15 protein-coding genes are annotated in these 24,593 nt (G+C 42.6%); 9 read left to right on the top strand and 6 right to left on the bottom strand.

What is annotated here, in order from left to right; all coding sequences use genetic code 11:
* Positions 1–94: 94 nt before the first annotated feature.
* The 3 genes from ACFFGT_RS12240 to ACFFGT_RS12250 all read right to left on the bottom strand — a co-directional run bounded on the left by ACFFGT_RS12240 (position 95) and on the right by ACFFGT_RS12250 (position 2,908).
* Positions 95–2,107, bottom strand: a complete 2,013-nt coding sequence (locus tag ACFFGT_RS12240; protein ID WP_377022822.1) for an FAD-dependent oxidoreductase — start codon at positions 2,105–2,107, stop codon at positions 95–97.
* A 200-nt stretch (positions 2,108–2,307) separates the two neighbouring features.
* Positions 2,308–2,532, bottom strand: a complete 225-nt coding sequence (locus ACFFGT_RS12245; RefSeq protein WP_110583172.1) for a CDGSH iron-sulfur domain-containing protein — start codon at positions 2,530–2,532, stop codon at positions 2,308–2,310.
* Positions 2,533–2,632: 100 nt separating this feature from the next.
* A complete protein-coding gene (locus ACFFGT_RS12250) occupies positions 2,633–2,908 on the bottom strand; it encodes a hypothetical protein (protein ID WP_377022823.1) in 276 nt (91 codons plus the stop codon).
* Positions 2,909–3,006: 98 nt separating this feature from the next.
* On the opposite strand from ACFFGT_RS12250, the gene ACFFGT_RS12255 reads away from it, so the two are divergent.
* The 4 genes from ACFFGT_RS12255 to ACFFGT_RS12270 all read left to right on the top strand — a co-directional run bounded on the left by ACFFGT_RS12255 (position 3,007) and on the right by ACFFGT_RS12270 (position 8,159).
* The gene (locus ACFFGT_RS12255) at positions 3,007–4,038 is read left to right on the top strand and encodes an aldo/keto reductase (RefSeq protein WP_377022824.1); all 1,032 of its coding nucleotides are present in this window, start codon (positions 3,007–3,009) and stop codon (positions 4,036–4,038) included.
* A gap of 184 nt (positions 4,039–4,222) precedes the next feature.
* Complete coding sequence (locus ACFFGT_RS12260; RefSeq protein ID WP_377022825.1) at positions 4,223–5,041, top strand: peptidoglycan-binding domain-containing protein; 819 nt, start codon at positions 4,223–4,225, stop codon at positions 5,039–5,041.
* A 275-nt stretch (positions 5,042–5,316) separates the two neighbouring features.
* Positions 5,317–6,648: a Gfo/Idh/MocA family protein gene (locus tag ACFFGT_RS12265; protein WP_377022826.1), complete on the top strand. Its 1,332-nt coding sequence runs from the start codon at positions 5,317–5,319 to the stop codon at positions 6,646–6,648.
* 149 nt (positions 6,649–6,797) lie between these two features.
* Positions 6,798–8,159, top strand: a complete 1,362-nt coding sequence (locus ACFFGT_RS12270; protein ID WP_377022827.1) for a 3-keto-disaccharide hydrolase — start codon at positions 6,798–6,800, stop codon at positions 8,157–8,159.
* A 157-nt stretch (positions 8,160–8,316) separates the two neighbouring features.
* Here the strand turns inward: ACFFGT_RS12270 and ACFFGT_RS12275 are convergent, their stop codons facing one another.
* The 3 genes from ACFFGT_RS12275 to ACFFGT_RS12285 all read right to left on the bottom strand — a co-directional run bounded on the left by ACFFGT_RS12275 (position 8,317) and on the right by ACFFGT_RS12285 (position 11,817).
* The gene (locus tag ACFFGT_RS12275; protein ID WP_377022828.1) at positions 8,317–9,345 is read right to left on the bottom strand and encodes a GntR family transcriptional regulator; all 1,029 of its coding nucleotides are present in this window, start codon (positions 9,343–9,345) and stop codon (positions 8,317–8,319) included.
* Positions 9,346–9,484: 139 nt separating this feature from the next.
* Positions 9,485–10,498: a cytochrome d ubiquinol oxidase subunit II gene (locus ACFFGT_RS12280; protein ID WP_377022829.1), complete on the bottom strand. Its 1,014-nt coding sequence runs from the start codon at positions 10,496–10,498 to the stop codon at positions 9,485–9,487.
* Between the two features lie 2 nt (positions 10,499–10,500).
* Positions 10,501–11,817 (bottom strand): cytochrome ubiquinol oxidase subunit I, encoded by a 1,317-nt coding sequence (locus tag ACFFGT_RS12285; RefSeq protein ID WP_377022830.1) that lies wholly within the window; start codon positions 11,815–11,817, stop codon positions 10,501–10,503.
* 401 nt (positions 11,818–12,218) lie between these two features.
* Between ACFFGT_RS12285 and ACFFGT_RS12290 the strand changes: the two genes are divergently transcribed.
* From ACFFGT_RS12290 to ACFFGT_RS12310, 5 genes are all read left to right on the top strand, one after another.
* Positions 12,219–14,609 (top strand): ABC transporter permease, encoded by a 2,391-nt coding sequence (locus tag ACFFGT_RS12290; protein ID WP_377022831.1) that lies wholly within the window; start codon positions 12,219–12,221, stop codon positions 14,607–14,609.
* A gap of 60 nt (positions 14,610–14,669) precedes the next feature.
* On the top strand, positions 14,670–17,090 hold the full coding sequence (locus tag ACFFGT_RS12295) for an ABC transporter permease (RefSeq protein ID WP_377022832.1): 2,421 nt from the start codon (positions 14,670–14,672) through the stop codon (positions 17,088–17,090).
* Between the two features lie 78 nt (positions 17,091–17,168).
* The gene (locus ACFFGT_RS12300) at positions 17,169–19,592 is read left to right on the top strand and encodes an ABC transporter permease (protein WP_377022833.1); all 2,424 of its coding nucleotides are present in this window, start codon (positions 17,169–17,171) and stop codon (positions 19,590–19,592) included.
* A gap of 68 nt (positions 19,593–19,660) precedes the next feature.
* Positions 19,661–22,066, top strand: coding sequence for an ABC transporter permease (locus ACFFGT_RS12305; RefSeq protein ID WP_377022834.1), 2,406 nt, complete (start codon positions 19,661–19,663; stop codon positions 22,064–22,066).
* Positions 22,067–22,169: 103 nt separating this feature from the next.
* Positions 22,170–24,545, top strand: coding sequence for an ABC transporter permease (locus ACFFGT_RS12310; protein ID WP_377022835.1), 2,376 nt, complete (start codon positions 22,170–22,172; stop codon positions 24,543–24,545).
* The last annotated feature ends 48 nt before the right edge of the window (positions 24,546–24,593 follow it).

Genomic DNA, 24,593 nt, shown 5'->3' on the forward strand with positions numbered 1-24,593 from the left:
GGATGAAGCTTTTCAAAAATGCAGAATAATTCGAGAATAAAAAATTACAAATGCCGATGCCCAAAAACAAAAGCCAGATTTGACTTGAAATGCTTTATGGCTTGTCGGGTTTAAATAGCACTGCGTCGGCTGCAATGATACCTGGCGATCCATTATTGCCAATTTCTACATAAGGCCGGCTTTTTGTGGAAAGAGTAAAAGTTCCTAAAAATACCCACTCGCCGGAGGTTTGCCCTTTAACCTTTATGTTTGACTTGATGAGTGTTTGCAAATGGGTATTCAGACCATCAAAGATTTTGACGCAGGTAGTATCTGCGCCAGCTGACAAAGCCGGATAATAGCTATATAGCTTGAATGTGCCATGTGTTGATTTTTTAGGATAAAACCTCACTGCTGCCGTACTTTTACCGTGGCTATCTAAATAAAGCATATCCGGCCCATACGCGTTACCCTTTTTGGTTGCCCAATCACCTTTTATAATAGTATTCTTATCTTGATTATCAATTACCTGTTCAACTTCCCTGCCATCTAACAATGGGTTGTTTTTAATTACTTTGTTGATCTTTTGGTAATTAATATTTTGAACTGCTTTTTTTTCATCCACGGCTATCCCGGCAGCTACTCCTGCAACCTGTCCAAGTACCATAAATATCGGTTCCATTCGTATGGACCCATAAGCAATATGACTGGCCGATAAGCAGACAGGAACCAACAGATTACTGCACTCGCGCTGTTGTGGCAACAGGGCCCGATAAGACAAAGGATAAGGTGGGAAGCCAGGAATTTCTACATTGCCTTCATTTTTTACCATTTGGTTTACAATCAGGCGATCACAATTGTGGGAATCCATTGTATAAGCAGCCATTGCAATGCCGTCAGTAACGCTGATTTTTCCTGTGCAATTTGCCTGGGTCATGACATAAGATCCAATCATACGCCGGGCCTCCCTGATATAAGGCTGAAACGACCAGTTATTATTGTCTTTAAATTCGTCTTTAGGATACCCCCATTGCAACATTTGTTTGCGCAGCGGCAAAGGAACCCTTTCATCATGCCCTACAAAGTACAATAATCCCTGGGTATATAATTTCAGATCGTTGATATACTGGTTTCTCACCTGATAACTACCGTCGGGGTACAGGTAATTTGCACCAATCATGTCTGTTGAAAAGCCATTGCGGTTATTAATGTCCGTTTTTTGACCGGGCATTGCACTCCATATAAAATAATCATTTAAATCCAGCTTATTTTTTTGCGCTTCCATTAGCCTGGCCAGCAGTTCATAATGTGTTGAATCATATCCAAGGGGGCGGCTTATGGGTATGCGGTTGCCCGTGTTATTAGTTAAACAAATGCGATAATTGTATGATTGTACCTTTTTATCCCCTGTGCCCTGCGGCATTAATTTACTCGAGCTTATTCCCCAGATTAAGCCGCTTGTTGAATCTCCTTTAACACGATATGGATCAATATGGTCAGGAAACTGATGTCCATCTAACAATTGCACGCCATTGTAGGTTTCATCATAAGTTGTATTTGCTTCCCGGCCAATTGTATAGCTAATCCTGGCTTTGGCCATCAAATCGCCTTCGTAACAACAGTCTATAAATACTTTAGCTGATATAAGCTGAGCTGGAACGGTTGATCCCGGGGATTCCACTATAATGGATTTAATGAGATTGCCTTTTTTGATCACATTTGAAAGCCGGTAGTGATATAATACCGGAACATTAGCCTGGCTGATATAGCTTTGAAAAATGTTCTCTGCAACGTGAGGCTCAAATACCCATTGCTCCAATTGTCCGTAATGTGCTCCAATCCTGCGGTAAAAATCTTGCGCCAGGCCAGTTACTACATACTTGTTACCAATGTCTGTGAAACCTAACCCTCCGGAGCTTAACCCGCCAGGATGACCTCCTGGTTCAATGAGCAGTACCGTTTTTCCCATTTTTTTGGCCGTGTAAGCTGCAATAACCCCGGCCGATGTCCCGCCATAAACGCACACATCTACATGCCGGTATTTTGCTTTTTGTGCATTGGCAATTGAGCTGCTGAATAAAAAAAATAAAAATATCAGGAAAATACCGTTGACTTTGTGGTTTTTCACGTATAAGTTGCTCCTTTTATTTATTATAAAACGAAGTGTAATCTCTTTAAACCGATATTCAAATATAATAAAGCAACTTCAAGGTTTACCGTCCGGTAGATGAAATAGATTTTGCCAATGTCCCGATAGAAAGTATTTGCTTTGTAAAACAAAAGCCCGATGTAATTAAACACCGGGCTTTATGTATATAAAACAATTGTTTATACTTTTTTAGGCGGAAGGTCAAATGCAATGGCATTATGCTCAAAATGGCCTTTGTGTGAGCCATCACAAAATGGTTTGTTTGCTGATAAACCACAACGGCAAATTGAAAGTACCGTACGGCCCTGCAAGCCGTAAGCATTGCCCTGCATATCAACAATTTCAAAATCGCCTTCTATTTTAACCGAACCGTTATTATTAATGGTAAGTTTAGTTTTCTCCATGTTTTAAATTTTGCGCAAAGTTAAATCATGGCGGTTGCCTAAAAATGTTTATTTGCTATTTAGAAGTGTTCCTGATTGGATAAAACAGGGGAGGGAGTGATTAGTTGAACGACTGGTTAAACGCAACCAGCACCTGCAAAAAAACATCCCTGTCAAGCGCGAAGGAGGCAGGCTGCTCAGGCTTTACGGGCTTGCCGTTTTTTATTTTAAGCGGGAATAAGGCAATAAAATCACGGATACTGATCTCGTACCTTAGCATAGGGTCGCGGCGGTGGATCTCTTCAAGCCTCATCTCAAAAAGGGAAACGCTTAGCGGGTCTGCAATCATATTCAAAGCTAATATTTGTTTACCTCTCCGCAATGAAACATCAGCCATAAATGACAAACTTATGATGTGTAAAAATCCCTCTGACAATCCATTCCACATAAATTTGTGATACAGGCTAATGCCTTTTACATCATAAAACATACACTATGGAATACAGACAATTAGGCGCATCGGGATTAAGGGTGCCGGTATTAAGTTTTGGTACAGCCACATTTGGCGGCGGCAATGAGTTTTTTAAAGCATGGGGCAATACCCAGGTTGATGAGGCAAAAAAATTGATTAATATCTGTCTTGATGCCGGCGTTAACTTATTCGATACTGCAAATGTTTATTCGCACGGTATTTCTGAAGAGATTTTGGGTAAAGCCCTGGAAGGGATCCGTAACGAAGTGCTGATCTCCACCAAGGCCACTTTTACCATGGGTAAAGGCGTTAATGATTTTGGTTCGTCGCGCTATCACCTGATCAAATCGGCCGAGGACAGCCTGCGCCGTTTAAATACCGATAGGATTGATATTTACCATATGCACGGATTTGATGCCAATACCCCGGTTGAAGAAACCTTGAGGGCACTTGACGACCTGGTTACCAGTGGTAAGGTCCGCTATATTGCCTGCTCCAATTTTTCGGGCTGGCATTTAATGAAATCGCTTTCAGTATCTGAAAGATATGGCTGGAGCCGCTATGTTGCCCACCAGGCGTATTACTCATTGCTTAACCGCGAATTTGAATGGGAACTGATGCCATTAGGTATTGATCAAAAAGTAAGCACCATTGTATGGAGCCCGCTATCATCAGGCCAGTTAAGCGGTAAATTCAGGAGGGGACAGCCAATTCCTGAAAACTCAAGAACGGTACAGGGAGGCGCCCACGGCCCGGCTACCAATTTTGATCATTTATATAATATTGTTGACGCGCTTGATGAAGTTGCCGAAGAAACAGGTAAATCGGTAGCGCAGGTATCATTGAACTGGCTACTTCAAAGGCCTACTATTGCCAACCTGGTAGTTGGGGCCCGTAACGAAGAGCAGCTTAAGCAAAATCTTGGCGCCATTGGCTGGAATTTGACTGTTGACCAGGTAAAAAAACTGGATGCCACCAGCGAAGTTGATCCGATATATCCATACTGGCACCAGCGTCAAAATTTAAAACTGGTACCGTTGCCGATACAGTACTAAGAACAGGAATTTCTATTTATTATAATCTTACACAGGGAGCTCACGTATTTTTACGTGAGCTCCCTGTGTAAATTACGTATCACTACGCTGGTAAAGTTGCAGGCATTGGCTTAATTTCATCCCGATAAAATAAAGTGTAAATCTTACATTATCTTAATTTTATCACAATTAAATCCTGTTACCTATGATCAAAAAACAATACCTCAAAGAAATAGCTATATCAGCTACCCAGCAAAAAGGCGGTGCCTCAAACAATCAAAAAGAAGTATCCAAGATTCAAAGCTGGCTTAACCTGTATGCGGTTACCAATCCTTCGGCAGGCACAGCAACAGGCATCGACGGCAGCTTTGGCCCGGGTACAGAAACTGCAGTTAAAAATTTCCAAAAGGCAAAAAGTCTACCGCAAACCGGTATAGTTGATAATAACGTTTTCGCAGCGCTGACTCAACCTATGGTAAACGCGTTCAAAAGCCCTGTTGCTGGTACCGGTTTAAGAGAATTGATTGTAAATACTGCTATCCAACATTTAAGCAATGCGCCATTTGAACTTACCATTAAGGGTCAGAGCAATAGCGGCCCCTGGGTGCGTGCATACATGGATAATAATGAAGGAACAGAGTGGTTTTGGTGTATGGGCTTTGTACAAACCATTATTGACCAGGCGGCTTCGCAATTAGGAAAAGATTTCCGGACGCTTATGCCGCTCACCTACAGCTGTGATACTGTGGGCACTACCGGCATCAGCAAAGGCTTGCTAAGCCGTGTTGCAACGATAAGGGCTAATCCTTCCATAGTAAAACCCGGCGATATTTTCCTGGTTCAAAAAACACCTAACGACTGGTTTCATACCGGTCTTGTTATCGGTGTACACGGCGATCTGTTTGACACCATTGAAGGAAATACCAATACCGATGGAAGCAGCAACGGCAACGGTGTATACAAGCGCGTACGTAATTTTCAAACTTCAAAGCTGGATGTATTTTCAATACAACCTCTTGTATAAAACCTATCCTGCAATTAATACCCCTTGAGCCCCTTTTAGGGGCTTTCTGCTTTATAAGCTAAAGGCCAAAGGTAGAAAACTAATTGAGTGCTTAAACAACGTGACCATCAGCTTTAAGCTTTGGGCCTCCAGCTTTCAGCTCAATTAAGTAACAGTTAAATTACAATTGCTTCATAAAAAAATTGCCCGATAGCTTTAGCCCTTTGTAAAACTTAGCTAATTTGCGGTGCAGCCCGCCGGGGCCTGCTTATAAACCCAATTAACCTGTTTTGAATATGATTAACCGTAGAAAGTTTATTCAATCAACCGCCGTTGCGGGTACAAGTTTCCTGCTTGCACCACAACTATCAAAAGCTTCCGGATTTTTTAAGGGATCACCCAACGAAAAAGTAGTATTAGGCATGATGGGCACCAACAGCCGTGGGCTGTACCTTGCCCAAAGCTTTGCCAAGCTTCCCAATGTGGAGATAGGTTATATCTGCGATGTTGACTCGAATGTGGTTGCTAAAACGATTGATGCGATCTACAAACAAACCGGTAAAAAACCGCTGGGCTTAACAGATATCCGCAAAATGCTGGAGATAAAGGATATTGATGCAGTTGTAGTTGCCCCGCCCGATCACTGGCATGCTCCCGCAACTATCATGGCCTGCCAGGCCGGCAAACACGTATATGTAGAGAAACCATGCAGTCACAATCCCCATGAAGGTGAGATGGCTGTAGCAGCTGCAAAAAAATACGGCCGGTTGGTACAAATGGGCAGCCAGCGCCGTTCATTCTCCAATGTGCAGGCCATGGTAAAAGAGCTGCATGATGGCGTAATCGGGCGTACTTATTACGCCAAAGGCTGGTATACCAATCACCGCTCAACCATTGGCAAAGGCAAACAGGTACCTGTGCCTTCTAATTTAAACTATGATTTGTGGCAGGGGCCTGCACCAAGAAGGCCGTACCAGGATAACCTGATCCATTATAACTGGCACTGGTTCTGGAACTGGGGTACAGGTGAGGCGCTGAACAACGGCACGCACGAGCTGGACGTGATCCGCTGGGGGCTTGGGGTTGATTATCCGAGCAAGGTGGTATCAACAGGCGGCCGGTTTCATTTTAATGACGACTGGCAAACACCGGATACTCAAAATATCCTGTATAACTTCCCCAATAATACCGCTGCCGAATGGGAAAGCCGCAGCTGTAATGGTTTCAACATTGAGCAATTAAGCAGGGGGGTAGTATTTTATGGCGATAAAGGTACCCTGTTTTATGACAGCGGTAACAGCTACCGTGTGTATGATGGTGATAATAAACTGGTAAAGGAAATTAAAGACGATACCAAAGTTGATGGCACCAATAAGGTAAGCCCAACGGAAGCGCTGGATGGCTTCCATATGAAAAACTTTGCCGATTCGGTAAGGGGGACTGATAAGTTGAACTGCCCGATAGAGATCGGCTTCAAATCAACCCTGTTACCACAATTAGGCAATATCTCATACCGCGTTGACCGCGTATTGCACACCGACCCAAGCAATGGCCACATTTTAAATGACCCCGAAGCGCAAAAGCTTTGGAGCCGTGAATATGAAAAAGGCTGGGAGGTGAAGGTTTAAATGTATACTCTCTTTCTTAATCACGTCATTGCGAGGAACGAAGCAATCCCTAACTGTACAGGGAAACTCGCAAGGCTGATCTGCCTGTCGGGGATTGCTTCGTTCCTCGCAATGACGGCTTTAGTTTAACAAACAAGAAAATATCAATCATGAAAAAAATAATATACCCTGCAATTATGCTTCTGGTGTCAACGGCATTCAGTCCGGTAAACGCACAAACCAAATTATTTGATGGTAAAACACTTAAAGGCTGGAAACGCCTTGCCGGTACTGCCGATTATAAGGTAGAAGACGGGGCTATAGTAGGCACCACCGTACTTAACTCGGGTAATTCGTTTTTAGTCACCGAAAAAGAATATGGCAATTTTATACTGGAGCTGGATGCTAAAATTGAAAGTGAGCTAAGTAATTCGGGCGTGCAAACCCGCAGCCATTATGATCCGGAAGGTAATAAGGGAAAAGGCAAAGTTTATGGCAGGCAGTTTGAAATAGACCCCTCATCACGCAAATGGACCGGCGGTATTTATGATGAAGGCCGGCGTGACTGGCTGTATCCGCTCGACCTGAACCCGAAAGCCAAAGAAGCATTTAAAGTAGGCGAATACAATCACATCAGGATAGAATGCATCGGCAACGAAATGAAAACCTGGGTAAATGGTGTTCCTGCAGGTGATGTAGTTGATACTGTTGACAGCAAGGGTTTTATAGCCCTGCAGGTTCATGCTGTAAGCGAAGAAAAACAGGCTGGCAAAAAGGTATATTTTAAAAACCTGAACCTGCAAACCACCAACTTAAAACCCAAAGCATTTCCAAAGGATGTTTATGTGGTTAATCTTACGCCCAACAGTATAACCAGTGCAGAAAAAGCAAATGGCTGGAAACTATTGTACGATGGTAAAACCAATACAGGCTGGCGTGGAGCAACACTTAAAGGTTTCCCTGATAAAGGCTGGGAATATAACAACGGCACTATGCATGTTCTGCCATCAGCAGGGCAGGAAGAATCGGGCGGCGGCGATATCGTGACCAACGATAATTACAGCGCTTTCGATCTGTCTTTTGAATTTAAGCTTACCCCAGGCGCCAACAGTGGCGTTAAATATTTTGTAACCCTGTCTGAAGTTACCAAAGGTTCGGCCATCGGCCTGGAGTACCAGGTACTTGATGATAAATTGCATCCCGATGCCAAACTTGGCCGTGATGGCGACCGAACTTTAGCCTCGTTGTATGATCTCATCAAAGCCAATAAACAAGAACGTTTTGTACACCCTATAGGTGCATGGAATATTGGTCGCGTAGTGGTTTATCCAAATAACCACGTTGAACACTATTTGAATGGGGTAAAAGTATTGGAATACGAACGCGGCTCAAAAGCCTTCCGCGATTTAGTAGCCATCAGCAAATACACCATCTGGAAAAATTTCGGCGAAGCTGCTGAAGGTCATTTATTGTTGCAGGATCATGGTAATGAAGTGTTTTTCAGGAGTATTAAGGTTAGGGAGTTGAAGTAGGAAATTCCATCATGTCATTGCGAGGAGGAACTGCCTGTCCCGAATTTATTTCGGGAACGAAGCAATCTCGTAGCTATGCATCTTCGATATGCATTGGCTACGAGATTGCCACGCTGCGCTCGCAATGACATGTTTTTTTGTTTCGCTACGAGGTATCTTACAACGAACTCCTCAACTTCACGGTAAACGGAACCGCAAAATGCTCATGGCAGTTGTTCAACGCAAACTCTGCTGTTTTGCTGCCCATTAATTTAAAATCGGTTGATATGGTGGTGATGCCGTCGAGGATGATTTCCTTAAGGGCTGTTTCGTTATAGGATATCACACCTACGTCTTTAGCTACTTTTAAATCGGAAGCAATGATCTTTTTGATGAGGTCAACCAGGTCATCCTCTGTAAGACTGATGTATACCGTGTTTTTCTGAATAGTTTCGGTCGATAAAGTTTCAACTATATCGTACTCAAAAGCATACTGCCTGCAAAAATTCAGGAAGCCTTTCATGATCTCTTTTGAGTGATAGGTTTTACCGGGGAAGATCAACTTGAGCGTGTGGTATTTACTCAGGTTATCCAGCATGTTTTTTAACGCCTCGTAAACATCCGTAGCAAAGTTTTCATATATCGCGGCAAATTTCCCGTTCACACCGGGTACCAGGTTATCCAGTAAAATCAATTTATCCTTGGGGATGGTATTGATGATTTCATGCGCTTTGGTTTCATTATCTATAAAATGCGGGATAACGATGTATTTGGCATAGTCACTCCGGATACTTTCGGCGATGATTTTTTTAAAGAAGTAGAAATCATTATTGTAGATGTAAAAATCTATAGCAGCCTGCTCACCAATGGTAGCTACAAAGGCATCATAAATGATTTTTTTATGTGCGCTAAGCTTGTTGAACAACAGGAAGATCTTAAGCGGCTTCTGAAAATCGGTATTGGAAATAAAAAAACCTTTTCCCGGAACCGAGCTTACAATGCCTTTCTCTTTTAATTCCTTATAAACGCGTTCAATGGTATTGCGTGAAGTATCCAGCGCGTAGCTCAGATCATTGATAGAAGGGAGCATATCATCCTTCACAATCTGCCCGCTTTCAATAGCCCTGATAATGGCATTTGAAAGCTGCAGGTACTTAGGCGTAATGGAGTACTCATCTATTGATAAGATCTTTAAATAATTCTTCACAACACAAATGTAATATTTGACAGCACATCTTCATTGTTTAAAAAAGACAGATAAAGATGGTTGGAGTAATCATTAATTTAGGCCGGATATAGAAAAATTCAATTAATCCCAAAAATCCCTTTAATCCTGGTTCAGATAACTAACGTTCTTTCTTCTTAAACGCGTAATACAAATATCCCAGCGCCGGCAATATAAACAAACTGCCAACCATTAAACCGATCCCCAGATCATCGATACTGTTGCTGTTGGCATGTTCGGCAAGTAAGGACATGGAGCTGCCATCTTTAAAAATAACAAACCTTGGGAATCGCGAAAATCCAACCGATATCAATATCATACACACTTCAAATGCCGCCAGTACCCTGATCCATTGCCTGTTACGGCGATGTGATATAATAAGATAAAGCACTGACAATGAAATGGTTGCAGCAATTACCGCAACTAAACTTACAGGGTTGCCAAAAATCCAGTTGGCCAGGTGAACATGCTCAAAATGAGAAGCCAGGAATACCAGCGAACCGCAGATCACGGCAGCAACGTTCATGATCTTCGCCTTGCGGATGTAACGTTTAATTTCATCTACATCTTCCGTTTCACCGACTATATAAATGGCCGCAAGGAAGCCGCAGAGTGCCACTGTAAAAAAGCCGACAGATACCGAAAACCAGTTAAACCAGCTAAAGATATAAGCATGCACAAAATCTGTAGCTTTAGGATCAATCTGCCCGGATAGGGCGCTGCCTGCAATTATACCTAAGAACAATGGCGTAACAAAACTCGAATAAACGAAGATATGGGTGTAAAATGCCTGTGTTTTTTCGTCTTTAATGGCATCATAATTACGGAACGAAAAGGCAGTGCCACGGGCTATAACACCAAGCAGCATTACCAGCAAGGGTATATGCAGGTAAATACACATTTCGCTGTAAATAACCGGGAACCCTACAAACAATACTACCACGGTAATAATGAGCCACATATGATTAGCCTCCCAAATGGGGCCGATGGCCTGGTACATGATTTTGCGGGTGCGGTGTTTATTATCGGTTGATGTAAACAGTTCGATAATGCCGGCGCCAAAATCGGCCCCGCCCAATAAAAAGTAGAGGGTAATTGCCGCAAAAAGGAAAAGGATTACAATATAAAGCATCATGGTCAGGCGGTTTTACGGTCATACAATTCAGGCACCATCTGGATCTGCCTTTTTAATAAAAATATAACAGCTACGCTTAGCGTAAAATAAATAAAGCTGAACAGGTAAAACGAATACTGAATACCCGGCATTGGCGTAACTGCTTCACTGGTGCGCATTACACCTTGTATAATCCAGGGCTGGCGGCCAACTTCGGTAACCGTCCACCCGGCTTCAAGTGCAATAAAGCCAAGCGGAGTAGCCCAGATAAAAGTTTTCAGGAACCATGGTTTGGAAAGCAGGTCTTTCTTTTTCCATAGCTCATAAAAATAAATTATCCCTATCAGCATCATTAAAACACCTATACCCACCATGATCTGGAAAGCGTAATGGGTAACGGCCACCGGCGGCTGATTTTTCACCGGGATCTTATCCAGGCCATTCACCGGTGTTTTGAAATTATCGTGCACTAAAAAGCTTAACAGACCAGGAATCTCCAGGCCATAATTTACTTTTTTAGCTGCTGTATCGGGGATTCCGCCAATAACCAGCGGTGCGTATTCCCGGGTATGAAAATATGCTTCCATCGCTGCCAGCTTTGCGGGCTGGCGTTTAGCCGCATTCTTGGCTGATAAATCGCCACTGAAAGGTTGTAATATGGCTGCGGCCGCACCAAAAATGATGGCTATTTTAAATGCCTTGGTATGGAAAGCGATATTTTTTTTACGATAGATCATCAACGCATGGATGCCCGCCACTGCAAAGCCTGTTGCCGAAAAAGCCGCAATAATCATGTGCAACGACTCGGTAAACCAAGCCTTATTAAACATGGCTTTTACAGGATCGATATTAATATACTGCCCGTTCACAAAGTCGAAACCCGAAGGACTATTCATCCATGAATTGGCTGATACTACGAGGATGCCGGATGCAACACCGCTTACACCAACTATGATCCCGGCCGTCCAATGTACCCAATTGTTTAACCGGTTCCAGCCGTAAAGGAACAGGCCAAGCGCTATCGCTTCAATAAAAAAGGCGACACCCTCAAGTGAGAATGGCATACCAAATATCGGCCCCGCGTGTTTCATAAAACCTGGCCAAAGCAAGCCCAGCTCAAACGAGAGCATGGTGCCGGATACCGCACCGGTGGCAAAAAATATAGCCACGCCCTTACTCCAGGCAATGGTAATGTTTTTATAAACGGGATCCTGTGTTTTTATCCATTTATAGTGTGATATAGCCATAAAAACAGGCATCACCATACCGATACAAGAGTATATGATATGAAAACCTAACGATAAGGCCATTTGAGATCTGGCCGCTAAAAAATCATCCATATGTGTTATACTTAAATAATGGTTGAAATTAAAGCTTAATGTAACAAATCTGTAACTAAATGCTTATCGATATTGAATTTAAAATATGATTTTTATTGGCAAACAGTTGGATTGCTGAATATAATTTAGTAAAAAATCAAGATATAGAAGGTACAAGTAAGCCCCGCAATTGCTGCATATAATACCTGCACCCGGAAATGGTGTCTGAAAACGAAAGTTGTGATTAAGTAAAGTCCCAATTTTTAAAGCCTTTCACCTGAAAACAATCGTTCGCATCCGCACTACAGGTGTTCCATTATCGTACGGTTATAAATGGATGGTTTTTATATAAGTAATTGATTATTAATAAATTAAATAATTGGTACGGGTTTTAATATTTTAGCTGTATAAACCATTCACCTATGTTACGTAATTACATAAAAATAGCCTGGAGAAACCTCATCAAACACAAGGTTTTTTCGTTTATCAATATCTTCGGCTTAGCTACCGGTATTGCAGCTTTCTGGCTTATCAGCCTTTATGTGGTTGATGAATGGAGTTATGACCGTTATAACCTAAAAGCCAACCGCGTTTTTCGTGTGGTACAACATGGCACCTGGAATGGTGGCAAATTCAACCTTGCGGTTACCTCGCCGCCATATGCCCCCGCTTTAAAAAATGATTATGCCGAAGTAGAAGATGCCATTCGCATTGATGCTGAGGGTGGCGGCAAAATAACGTACGGCGAAAAGCAGATCAACGAAGGAGGGATGTTATTTACCGATAAAGGATTTTTTAATCTGTTTACCCACAACTTTTTATCCGGTGATCCTAATACCGCTTTAACCAAACCGCAAAGCATCGTACTAACTAAAACACTGGCCGTAAAACTTTTTGGTAACACTGCCGATGCTTTGGATAAAACGGTACTTATTGAAAATAATCCAAGCACTGTAACAGGTGTAATTGATGACGTACCATCAAACTCACAATTCACCTTTAGCGCTTTACGCTCATTGCCTGATGGCTATACCGATGGCTGGGGCAACTCTCATATTTATACGTATGTGTTGCTGAAAAATCATGATGATTTTAAAAAGATAGAAGCCGGATCTGAAGCTTTTTTCAATAAGTATCTAAAAGGTTCGCTTGGTACTATGCAGTACAGCATGGAGCTACAACCGCTTACGTCTATCCATCTTAACTCAAACCTTGATTATGAGCTGGGCAGCAACGGTAATATCACTTATGTATATGTATTTGGCATTGTGGCGTTGCTGATATTGGCTATTGCAGTTATCAATTATGTTAACCTTACCACCGCCCGTTCATCCATCAGGATCAGGGAGATTGGTGTACGTAAAGTGATCGGCTCAAGTAAAAAACAGCTGATCATGATGTTTTTTGCCGAATCGGTTTTATTTACCCTGATTGCCGCCCTCATAGCCTCAGTAATGGTACAGTTTTTACTGCCTTATTTCAACCAACTATCAGGTAAAAACCTGGTTTTGCTGCAGTTTGGTTTGAGTAAAACGGCTACGACATTTATCTTATTTGCTTTTGTTACCGGTATTTTGAGCGGTCTGTATCCCGCCCTGTTCCTTTCGGGTTTCCGGACTATCGCCGCTATGAAGGGACAAATGGGCAGCCAGGCTGCTACCATCATGTTCAGGAAATCATTAGTGGTGTTTCAATTTGTGATTACCATTGTGATGATAGCAGGATCGTGTATCATCTATCGGCAGCTACATTATGTAATGAATAAAGATCTCGGCTTTAATAAAGCCCAAACGCTTACTTTCCATATCAGCGATAAATCGGCACGGACAAAAATAGCCGCTATTAAAAGCCAGCTGTTGCAAAATCCGGCTGTTGAGGCTGTGGGCATCGCCGGCAACCCTATCGGTAATAATGATATAGGATCAAGTAAATTTAATATCGGCGCTGATGGAAAGGCCAATTCCGAATCAAAAATAGTAGAGAACCTCATTATTGACGAGGATTTTATTCCAACTCTGCAGGTTAAACTTGCCAAAGGCCGCAATTTTTCTTCAGAGATGAGCACTGACCGGCAGGAAGCCATCATCGTAAATCAAACACTGGTTAACGAAATGGGGTGGAAAGATGCCGTTGGCCGTTCGGTGCGGGTTGGTGTAGATGATAAGGGCAATGTGTTAAGCCGGAAAATAATTGGTGTGGTAAAAGATTTTAACACCTATTCGTTACAGCATAAAGTAGCGCCAATGATGTTGTATCTGCCGTTCACCGCCAACGATGAAGACAATATGTATATCCGCATCGGCAAAAATAATATTCCTGCTACGCTGGATTATATAAGCAAAGTTTACGGTCGTTTCGATATCGAAAACAAGATAGAGTTTCATTTTCTCGACCAGAATTTTGCCAAACAATATCAATCAGAACAAAAGCAGGGCAACATCCTGCTCATATTTACCATACTGGCTATCAGCATAGCTTGTCTCGGTTTGTTTGGGCTGGTAACATTTACTGCCGAACAAAGGGTAAAAGAAATTGGTATCAGGAAAGTTTTGGGCGCGAGTGTAACCTCGATAGTTACCCTGTTGTCTAAAGATTTAATGAAACTGGTGGTAATAGCTACGCTGATAGCTTCGCCGCTGGCCTGGTATGGTATGAGCAAATGGCTGCAAAGTTTTGCTTACCGCGTTGACGTTAACTGGTGGATTTTCGCGGTTGCGGGCGTTCTTGCAGTGATCATCGCTTTTGTAACAGTAAGCGTACAATCAATAAGAGCGGCAAATGCTAATCCGGCTAAGAGCCTTAAGAGTGAGTAGTCAGTTAGCAGTTATGCAATGCGACACCAATGAACTAATGAACAATTGAACCAATGAACCATGTTTAGAAATTACTTAAAAACAGCATTCCGCACCCTGCGTAAAAACGTGGGGTTTACGGTTATAAATATATTGGGACTGGCCCTTGGGTTGGCCACCTGTTTAATGATTGTGTTATATGTGGCTGATGAATTGAGCTATGACCGCTTCAACACCAAGGCTAATCGCACGTACCGTATTAATGAAGATTTGAAGCTCGGCGAAAATAATGTTTTATATGCAGTTGCCATGCCACCGCTGGCACAAGCCTTAAAAACAGATTTTCCTGAGGTGGAGGAAACTGCGCGGCTTAAGGCTTCGGGTGGTTTCCATGTAAAGAAAGGAAATGAAAGTATCCTGGAGTACAGCACCGTTTTTGCCGATCCGTCGGTTTTTAATGTGTTTACACTGCCCATGATCAATGGTAACCCTGCTACGGCTTTAAAAGAGCCGAACACCGTTGTAATTACTGAAACTACTGCCAAAAAATATTTTAGCAGCACCGATGTTGTAGGCAAATCGCTCACTATTGATAATAACCAATTATTGAAGGTTACCGGCGTAATAAAAGATATTCCGAAACAATCACATTTTCATTTTGATTTTTTTGTATCGATGGCCAGCTGGCCGGATAGCCGTTCGGGGCAATGGTTACGGAGCGATTATGTTACCTATACAGTGCTTAAGCCCGGAACTGATTATAAGTTGTTTGAAAAGAAACTCCCTGCCTTCCTGAAAAAATACAGCGAAGGCGAAATGCAGGCTGGCTTGCACATGAACATGGATGCTTTTGAAAAAAGCGGCAGCTATTTCAGACTTAACCTTACTCCTTTAACCGAGATCCACCTGCACTCCAACCGTACCGGCGATTTGGATAGCAATGGGTCGGTGCAGTACGTTTACATATTTTCGGCCATTGCTATATTTATCCTGCTTATAGCAGGGATCAATTTCATGAACCTTTCAACTGCGCGCTCGGCCAACCGCGCCCGGGAGGTAGGGGTACGTAAAGTTTTAGGTTCGCCACGTAAATATTTAATAGCCCAGTTTTTAACCGAATCGGTATTGGTTACACTGGCGGCGGCTGTGATAGCTTTTTTTGCGGTATTGATGTTGTTGCCGTTATTTAACCATGTGGCCGGGAAGGAACTGGTGGTGGGCTCGCAAACATTAGCCTGGTTGTTGCCTGCATTGCTGGTTATTGTGCTGGTGGTAGGCTTTGCGGCGGGTTCATATCCCGCTTTTTTCCTTTCGGCATTTCAGCCTATCCATGTTTTGAGCGGTAAACTGGCCGGTGGTTTTAAGGGTAGTATGCTCAGGAGTGTGCTGGTGGTTTTCCAGTTTTCTATATCGATATTTTTGATCATTGGCACTATAGTTATTTATAACCAGCTTAGCTATATTCAAACCAAAAACCTGGGCTATAACCGTAACCAGGTATTGATTATAAATAAGGCATTTGAGTTGGGCAGCCATGCCAAAACATTTAAGGACGAGGTGAGGCAGCTTCCCGGCGTGGTTAATACTACCTTAACAGGTTACCTGCCAACTGCTCACATGCGCAGCACATCCATTTTTTATAAAGATGCTTCGCTTGATCAGAAGAAAGCCTTATTTCCTCAAAGCTGGAATATAGACGAAGATTATGTAAACACGCTTGGTATGAAGATAGCTGCAGGTCGTAATTTTTCACAACAGATGCCAACCGACTCTACCGGTCTGGTGATCAATGAAACAGCCGCCCGGTTTTTAGGCTATAAAGATCCTGTCAACAAAATCCTTTACCGTAATATGGATGGCAACCGCGACCATATGAAGCCTTATCATATAATGGGCGTAATTAAGGATTTTAACTTTAACTCGTTAAGGGAAAATATCAGCCCGGTAGTGTTTTTGCTGGGCGATGATATGGGGAGCATGAGCATTAAAGTAAATGCTAAAAACCTTCCCGCACTTATCGATCAGATAAAAAACAAATGGCAGGGCCTGACCCAGAGCCAGTTTAGCTATTCATTTATGGATCAGGATTTTGATGCTAACTACCGTACTGAGCAGCGTACAGGTACCATATCCATCATATTTACAGTACTGGCCATTTCAATAGCCTGCCTTGGCCTGTTTGGCTTGGCGGCCTATGCCGCAGAACAGCGTACAAAGGAAATCGGCATCCGCAAGGTGCTCGGTGCAAGCGTATCAGCTATAGTAAACACTTTATCTAAAGATTTTATAAAACTGGTATTAATCTCCATCGCCATAACAACACCGGTAGCCTGGTACTTAATGAATAAATGGCTGCAGGATTTTGCCTATCGTATCAGCATACAATGGTGGGTGTTGGTACTGGCCGGTGCAGGGGCCATGTTAATAGCTGTGGTTACGGTGAGTTTCCAATCTGTGAAAGCAGCCCTGGCAAACCCTGTTAATAGCCTTAAGAACGAGTAGGCAGTTTGCAGTAGCAGTTAGCAGTTGTGCAACTGTTACCAATGAACTAATGAACATTGAACCAATGAACTTTTTATCATGATAAAAAACTACCTTAAAACCGCTATCCGCACATTAAGGAAAAATGTGGGGTTTACAGCTATCAATGTATTGGGTTTGGCGCTTGGGCTGGCTACCTGTATGCTGATTGTATTTTATGTTGTTGATGAACTCAGTTACGATAAATACAATTCTAAAGCCGACAGGATCTATCGCGCCAATATGCAGATCAAGTTTGGCGGGATTGATCAAACTTACGCCAGTTCACCCGCGCCGCTTGCGGGTACCTTTCAAAATGATTATCCGGAAGTTGAGAAGGCCGTGCGCCTGCTGCAACGGGGTGGTTATAATGTAAAAAAAGGCACCCAAAATATTCATGAAAACAAGGTGATCCTTGCCGACTCGACCCTGTTTGATGTATTTACGCTTCCTATGATAGCCGGTGACCCCAAAAAGGCACTTATTGAGCCTAAAACGGTGGTTATAACCGAAACTACCGCTAAACGGTATTTTAACACTACCCAGGCTGTTGGCAAGACCCTTACATTCAATGAGCATGAGTTATATAAAGTAACCGGCGTTATCAAAGATATGCCTAAACAGTCGCACTTTAATTACGACTTTATCCTTTCGATGACCACTACACAGGAAAGTAAGGATAACGCCTGGTTCAGCAATAACTTTAATACTTATGTGCTCCTTAAGCAAGGGGTAGATGTTAAAAAGTTTGAAGCTAAGCTTCCTTCATTGATGCGCAAGTATGCAGGGCCGCAATTGCAAAGTATCCTGCATTTAACTTTTGAAGCTTTTGAGGGCGGAGGTAACAGGTACCAGTTAGCCCTGGTGCCACTGTTGGATATCCACCTTAAATCAAACCTCATGTCGGAGTTGGATCATAACGGGAACATCCAGTACGTGTACATATTCGGAGCCGTGGCTATTTTTATATTGCTCATTGCCTGTGTAAACTTTATGAACCTTTCTACAGCCCGCTCAGCCAACCGTGCCCGCGAAGTTGGGGTGCGCAAAGTGCTTGGTTCGCAACGCAAATATCTTGTGGCACAGTTCCTGGCCGAATCCATGATGGTAACGTTCGTATCCACGGTAATCGCGTTGGTAGCGGCTTATTTCTTATTACCGGTGTTTAATAATATCTCGGGCAAAAACATCGGACTAAATACAAGCTCGCTGATATGGCTGGTGCCTGCTTTACTGGCAACAGTATTGGTTATCGGTTTCCTGGCCGGTTCATATCCTGCGTTTTTCCTTTCCGGTTTTCGGCCAATTGACGTTTTAAAAGGGAAATTATCTTCGGGTTTTAAAGGGGGGATGTTGCGTAGCTCGCTGGTGGTATTCCAGTTTTTTATATCGATAGTGCTGATCATCGGCACGCTGGTTATCTACAATCAGCTTAAGTATATTCAAAACAAAGACCTGGGTTATAACCGCAGCCAGGTATTGGTGGTACATGGGGTATATAATCTTGGCGACCAAAGCAAGGTTTTTAGGGATGAGGTAAAGCAATTACCCGGAGTAACAGGTGTTACCATGACGGGCTTTTTACCAACATCAGATTACCGGAACAGCAGCAGCGTTTTCCAGGAACGAAGCCTCGACCCCAAAAAAGCGGTACTGGCACAAACCTGGATGGTTGATGATCATTACCTGTCAACGCTGGATATTAAACTAACCAAAGGCCGTAATTTTTCGAGCCAGATGCCTACTGACTCGGCCGCTATGATCATCAATGAAACAGCTGCCAAACTGATGGGTGTACGCGACCCGCTTAATAAATCCATGTTTTTGCCGATGGATAATATGGCCAAAACGTTTAAAGAGTTTCATATCATCGGTGTAATTAAGGATTTCAATTTCGCCTCGTTGCGGACCAATGTAAGCCCGGTAATATTGATGTATGGCCAGGATAACGGCGCTTTGAGTGTAAAACTGAATACGGCCAATATTACCTCGTTAATGGGCCTGATCAAAAATAAATGGAAATCTATCCAGCCCGGAAAAGAATTTGAGTACTCGTTTATGGATGACGACTTTGATTCATCATATCGAGCCGAACAGCAGATGGGTACTATATTCATCATTTTTACCAGTTTAACAATTATCATAGCCTGTTTAGGTTTGTTTGGCCTTGCAGCCTATGCTGCCGAGCAACGAACCAAAGAGATCGGGATCCGCAAAGTACTCGGTGCCAATGTGGCTAATATTGTGGGTATGCTGTCGAAAGATTTTATCAAGCTGGTGATCATAGCCATTGTAATTGCTATCCCGGTTGCCTGGTTTGCCATGCAGAAATGGTTACAGGGTTTTGCGTACCGCCAAAATATACAGTGGTGGGTGGTAGTATTAGCGGCCTTTTTAGCCGTACTGATCGCTTTTGTGACCATCAGCTTTCAATCCATCAGGGCGGCACTGGCTAACCCGGTGAGGAGTTTAAAAAACGAATAATTTAATCCGGATTTCCGTAACTATTTAGGCGCAGCTAAGTAAATAATAACTGAATAACTCAATTAATCATGATCAGGAATTATATCAAAACGGCTTTTCGTTCGCTTCGCAAAAACGTGGGGTTTACAGCAATTAATGTACTGGGCTTATCGGTTGGCCTTGCAACCTGCCTGCTTATTGTGCTTTTTGTGGCTGATGAGCTAAGTTATGATAAATATAATACCAAGGCCGACAGGATTTTCCGGCTTACTGAAAACGTTAAGCTGAACGGGCGTGAAGGATCATACGCCGGTTCGGGCGAACCTTTTAAAGCTGCTTTGCAGGGTAATTTTCCCGAAATTGAAAAGATTGCAAGAATAATCCCAACCACATCGTTATTTCTTTCACCTCAAAAGTTTTTTGTCAGAAATAGAAATGAAAACATCCAGGAAAGGAATGTAGTATTTAGTGAATCAGACCTGTTTGATGTTTTTACCCTGCCAATGATCGATGGGAATCCGGCAACTTCTTTAAACGAACCACATTCGGCAGTAATTACCGAAAGTACTGCTAAAAAGTATTTTAATAAAGTGAATGTGGTTGGGCAAACCTTAACCATTAATGATACCAGCACTTACAAAATAACCGGCGTAATAAAGGATCTGCCTTCACAGTCACATTTTAGGTATGATTTCTTTTTATCATTTTCATCGATACCTGAAAGCCACCAGCATGGCTGGGGTTTTAGTGGCGTACATAATTATCTGTTATTAAAGCCAGGGGCTAATGTCAGGAAGCTTGAGGCGGAGCTCACCAAAGTAGATGAAAAAAACTCTTTTAATCCATCAGTATGGACATCAAATGGTAATTATTTGAAAATAGAGTTAAAGCCGGTGACCGATATTCATTTACGTTCGCTAAGCCTTTATGAACTTGATAAAGGCGGTAGTATGCAATATGTGTACATATTTTCGGTAATATCCGTATTTATATTGCTGATAGCCTGTGTCAACTTCATGAACCTTTCAACAGCGCGCTCGGCTAACCGGGCTAAGGAGGTTGGGGTGCGTAAAGTGTTGGGCTCTACCCGTAAATATCTTATTGCGCAGTTTTTAACCGAATCGGTTTTAGTTACCTTGCTTGCTACTGTAATAGCCGTGGTTGTGGCCTGGATGTTAATGCCTGTTTTTAACCAAATGTCTGGCAAAACATTGGCGTTTACGTCACAGTCGGCAATTTGGCTGTTTCCGTCGCTGGTTGTTGTAGTGTTGGTAGTAGGTTTTCTTGCGGGTTCATATCCCGCATTTGTACTGTCGGCTTTTCAGCCTATCGAAGTATTGAAGGGCAAGCTGGCTACAGGTTTTAAAGGCAGTTTTTTAAGGGGCTTTTTAGTGGTGTTCCAGTTTTCCATCTCTATATTCCTGATCATCGGCACACTTGTAATTTATAACCAGCTTAGCTTTATCCATAATAAAAACCTGGGGTTCGACAGGAGCCAGGTGCTGGTGGTGAGAAATACCAATGTGCTGGGCAAGCAAGCCAAAATTCTGAAACAGGAAATCAGCCGCATGCCCGGCGTAGTTAACGCGACAATGTCATTATATACCCCAACCGGGCAGGACAGGAATATGACCGGTTTGTTCCCCGACCAGATTATCGACATAAAAAAAGACATGCTTACCGAGTTTTGGCCCGTTGATGAAGATTATATCAATACCATGGGTATCAAGCTTATTTCCGGCCGGAATTTTTCAACCCAAATGGCTACCGATAGTGCCGCTATTATTGTTAACGAAGCATTTGTGAAAATGTATGGAGAAAAGAACCCGCTTAACAAAACTGTTTACCGCGACAGCTATGGTATCCAGCCGTATCATATTGTTGGGGTGGTGAAGAATTTCAATTTTAGCTCATTAAAGGATAAAATAGGACCTGCAGCTTTGGTTTATGCAGATGATTACGGAGCAATAAGCGTGCGCATCAAACCCTCAAATATTCCTGCTTTTATAGACCAGGTACAAACGAAATGGAAGCAGCTTGCACCCAATCATCAATTTACCTATTCGTTTATGGATGAAGATTTTGATGCTACTTATCGTTCAGAACAACGGATAGGGCAGCTCTTTATCTCATTTAGCGCGCTGGCCATATTGATAGCCTGCCTTGGTTTGTTTGGATTGGCCGCTTATGCCGCCGAGCAACGCAATAAAGAAATAGGGATCAGGAAAGTTTTGGGTGCCAGTGTAACCACAATCGTCGGCATGTTGTCGAAGGATTTTATAAAGCTGGTATTCATCGCTATTTTAATATCATCGCCCATTGCCTGGTTTATGATGAACAAATGGCTGCAGGATTTTGCATACCGCGTAAATATCCAATGGTGGGTATTGGCTATAGCCGGGGCAGTTGCCATATTAATAGCTTTTGTAACCATCAGCTTTCAATCAATTAAAGCAGCGTTGGCCAACCCGGTGAAAAGTTTGAAGAGTGAGTAATGTTCACCGGTTCACTTGTTCATTACTGAACGCGGAACAAGTAAAACTGGTAAGCAAATATGAAAGTACCAATAAACTAATGAACAAGTGAACTAATGAACCAATGATAAGAAACTATATAAAAACAGCATGGCGGAACCTTTATCGCAATAAGGCATTTTCGCTGATCCATATTTTAGGGTTAACCATGGGGATAACCGTTTGCCTGATGATATTCCTGTATATCATGAATGAATTTAGCGTAGATAATTTTCATAAGCAGGGCAAGAATATATACCGGGTAATGCGCGGTTTTGATAAATCGAAGGCGCCTACTTCATACCTTTCGGGGCCTTATGCGCCTGCTATGCTGAACGATTTTCCACAGGACATAAAAATGGCTGTACGCGTTTCACCACAGAATAATTTGGTCTCTTTTGGCGAAAAATCATTTAATGAAAAAAAGGTTTACGCAGCTGATTCCAATTTTTTTAGCTTGTTTACTTTCCCGCTACTCAGGGGCGATAAAGCTTCGGCTTTAAACAATCCGGGGAGTGTGGTACTTACCGAAACCACGGCTAAAAAGTATTTCGGCAGTATCGATAATGCTATGGGTAAGGTGGTACAGATGGATAAACGCCTGCAATTAAAGGTAACAGGTGTCGCCAAAGATGTACCTTCCAACTCGCATCTTGATTTTGACCTTGTGGTGCCGATAGCCAATTACACCCGCGATCCTGGCTTTAATGTATGGATCAATAATGGTTTGTTTGTTTACCTGTTGCTGAATGAACATAGCAGCCCCGCCGCATTAGAAAGCCGCTTCCCGCAATTTATGGAGAAGTATATGGGCGAGGATATGAAGCGTTTCGGCACCAAATTTTACCTGAACTTAAGACCTTTCAAAGATATTTATTTTGAAAATGCATCCACGTTTGATAACGTAAAACATGGCGATAAAACGGTGGTGTTTATCTTTATTTCGATAGCGGTGCTCATCATGATCATTGCCTGTATCAACTTTATGAACCTGGCGACCATCCGCGCGGTTGAGCGCTCGAAAGAAGTAGGCATGCGTAAAGTATTAGGCGCTTTGCGAAATCATTTGGTATGGCAGTTTATCGGTGAGTCATTATTGCTGGCCCTCATTTCATGCGCGCTTTCTATAGGTTTGTTATTTCTGCTGATGCCTTCGTATAACGCGCTTTTAGGCTATGATCTTACTGTGTCATGGAACAGTGCGCCGATTTACCTGTTCCTTTTAGCGGTTATTATATTTGTGGGTTTCCTTGCCGGAAGTTACCCGGCTATATTCATGTCGGCGTTTTCGCCCATTGAGGCCTTGAAAGGTAAGCTTAAGCTGGGTAAAGGCGGGTCGTTCTTCAGGCAATCGCTGGTAGTGTTTCAGTTTAGCATTTCTGTATTGCTTATTATCGGTACTATTGTGATCGTTAACCAAATGCGGTATGTGAAAAATAAGTCATTGGGCTATGATAAGGAACAAACCGTTATAGTGAAGATTGATAATAACGATATCTATGATCACAGGCAAACCTTTAAACATCAGCTGCAAAATTCTGATTATGTGAAATCTGTATCTCTGATGTCGGGCGAGCCGGGCGGTTTCTTTGATATACAGGGTTTTAATGTGGAAGGTCAGCACGAAACATTTAAATCACGAACTGAATATGCCGATTTTGAATACGTAAAAACATTCGGGTTGAAGATCATCGCCGGGAGGGATTTTTCACCGCAATTTGCTACCGATACCACCAACTCCGTGCTCATCAACCGTACAGCCGCGAAGGAGCTTGGATTTACACCGCAACAAGCCCTCGGTAAATGGATTAAAAACACAGTGCGTGATAATAACCGCCGCATTATTATAGGTGTGGTGGAGGATTTTAATTTCCTTTCGCTTAAAGAAAACATGGATGCCCTGGTCATATCACCAAGCGAAGACAGGCGCGTAGCCGTGATCAAATTAAAACCTGGCAATATCCAGGCTGGTTTAGCAGCCATCAAAAATACTTACGCCGAAGTTGCACCTATTTATCCCTTTGAGTACAGTTTTCTTGATCAGCAATTTGATACTACTTATCGTAACGATATCAGGCAGCAAACCATGTTAAGCATATTTTCAGGTTTGGCAATCTTTATAGCATGTTTGGGCTTGTTTGGTTTGGCCTCATTTACCGCAGCTAAACGAACCAAGGAAATCGGGGTTCGTAAAGTGTTAGGGTCATCGGTACAAAATATCCTCATCCTGATATCTAAAGATCTGCTCAAACCAGTGTTATTAGCTACGGTAATCGCTGTCCCTTTAGGTTATTACTGTATGGATAAATGGCTGCAAAGCTTTGCCTACAAAACACCTTTATACTGGTGGATCTTTGCTTTGGCGGCTTTGCTTACGTTTGTTATAGCCGTGGTTACCATCAGCTTCCAATCATTAAAGGCGGCGCTGGCAAATCCTATAAGGAGTTTGAGAAGCGAGTAGTTAGTGATTGGAGATTAGAGGTTAGTTGAAAATATAAAATATTCCCGA

Source organism: Mucilaginibacter angelicae, assembly GCF_042434235.1.
GTDB classification, from domain to species: Bacteria; Bacteroidota; Bacteroidia; order Sphingobacteriales; family Sphingobacteriaceae; genus Mucilaginibacter; species Mucilaginibacter angelicae.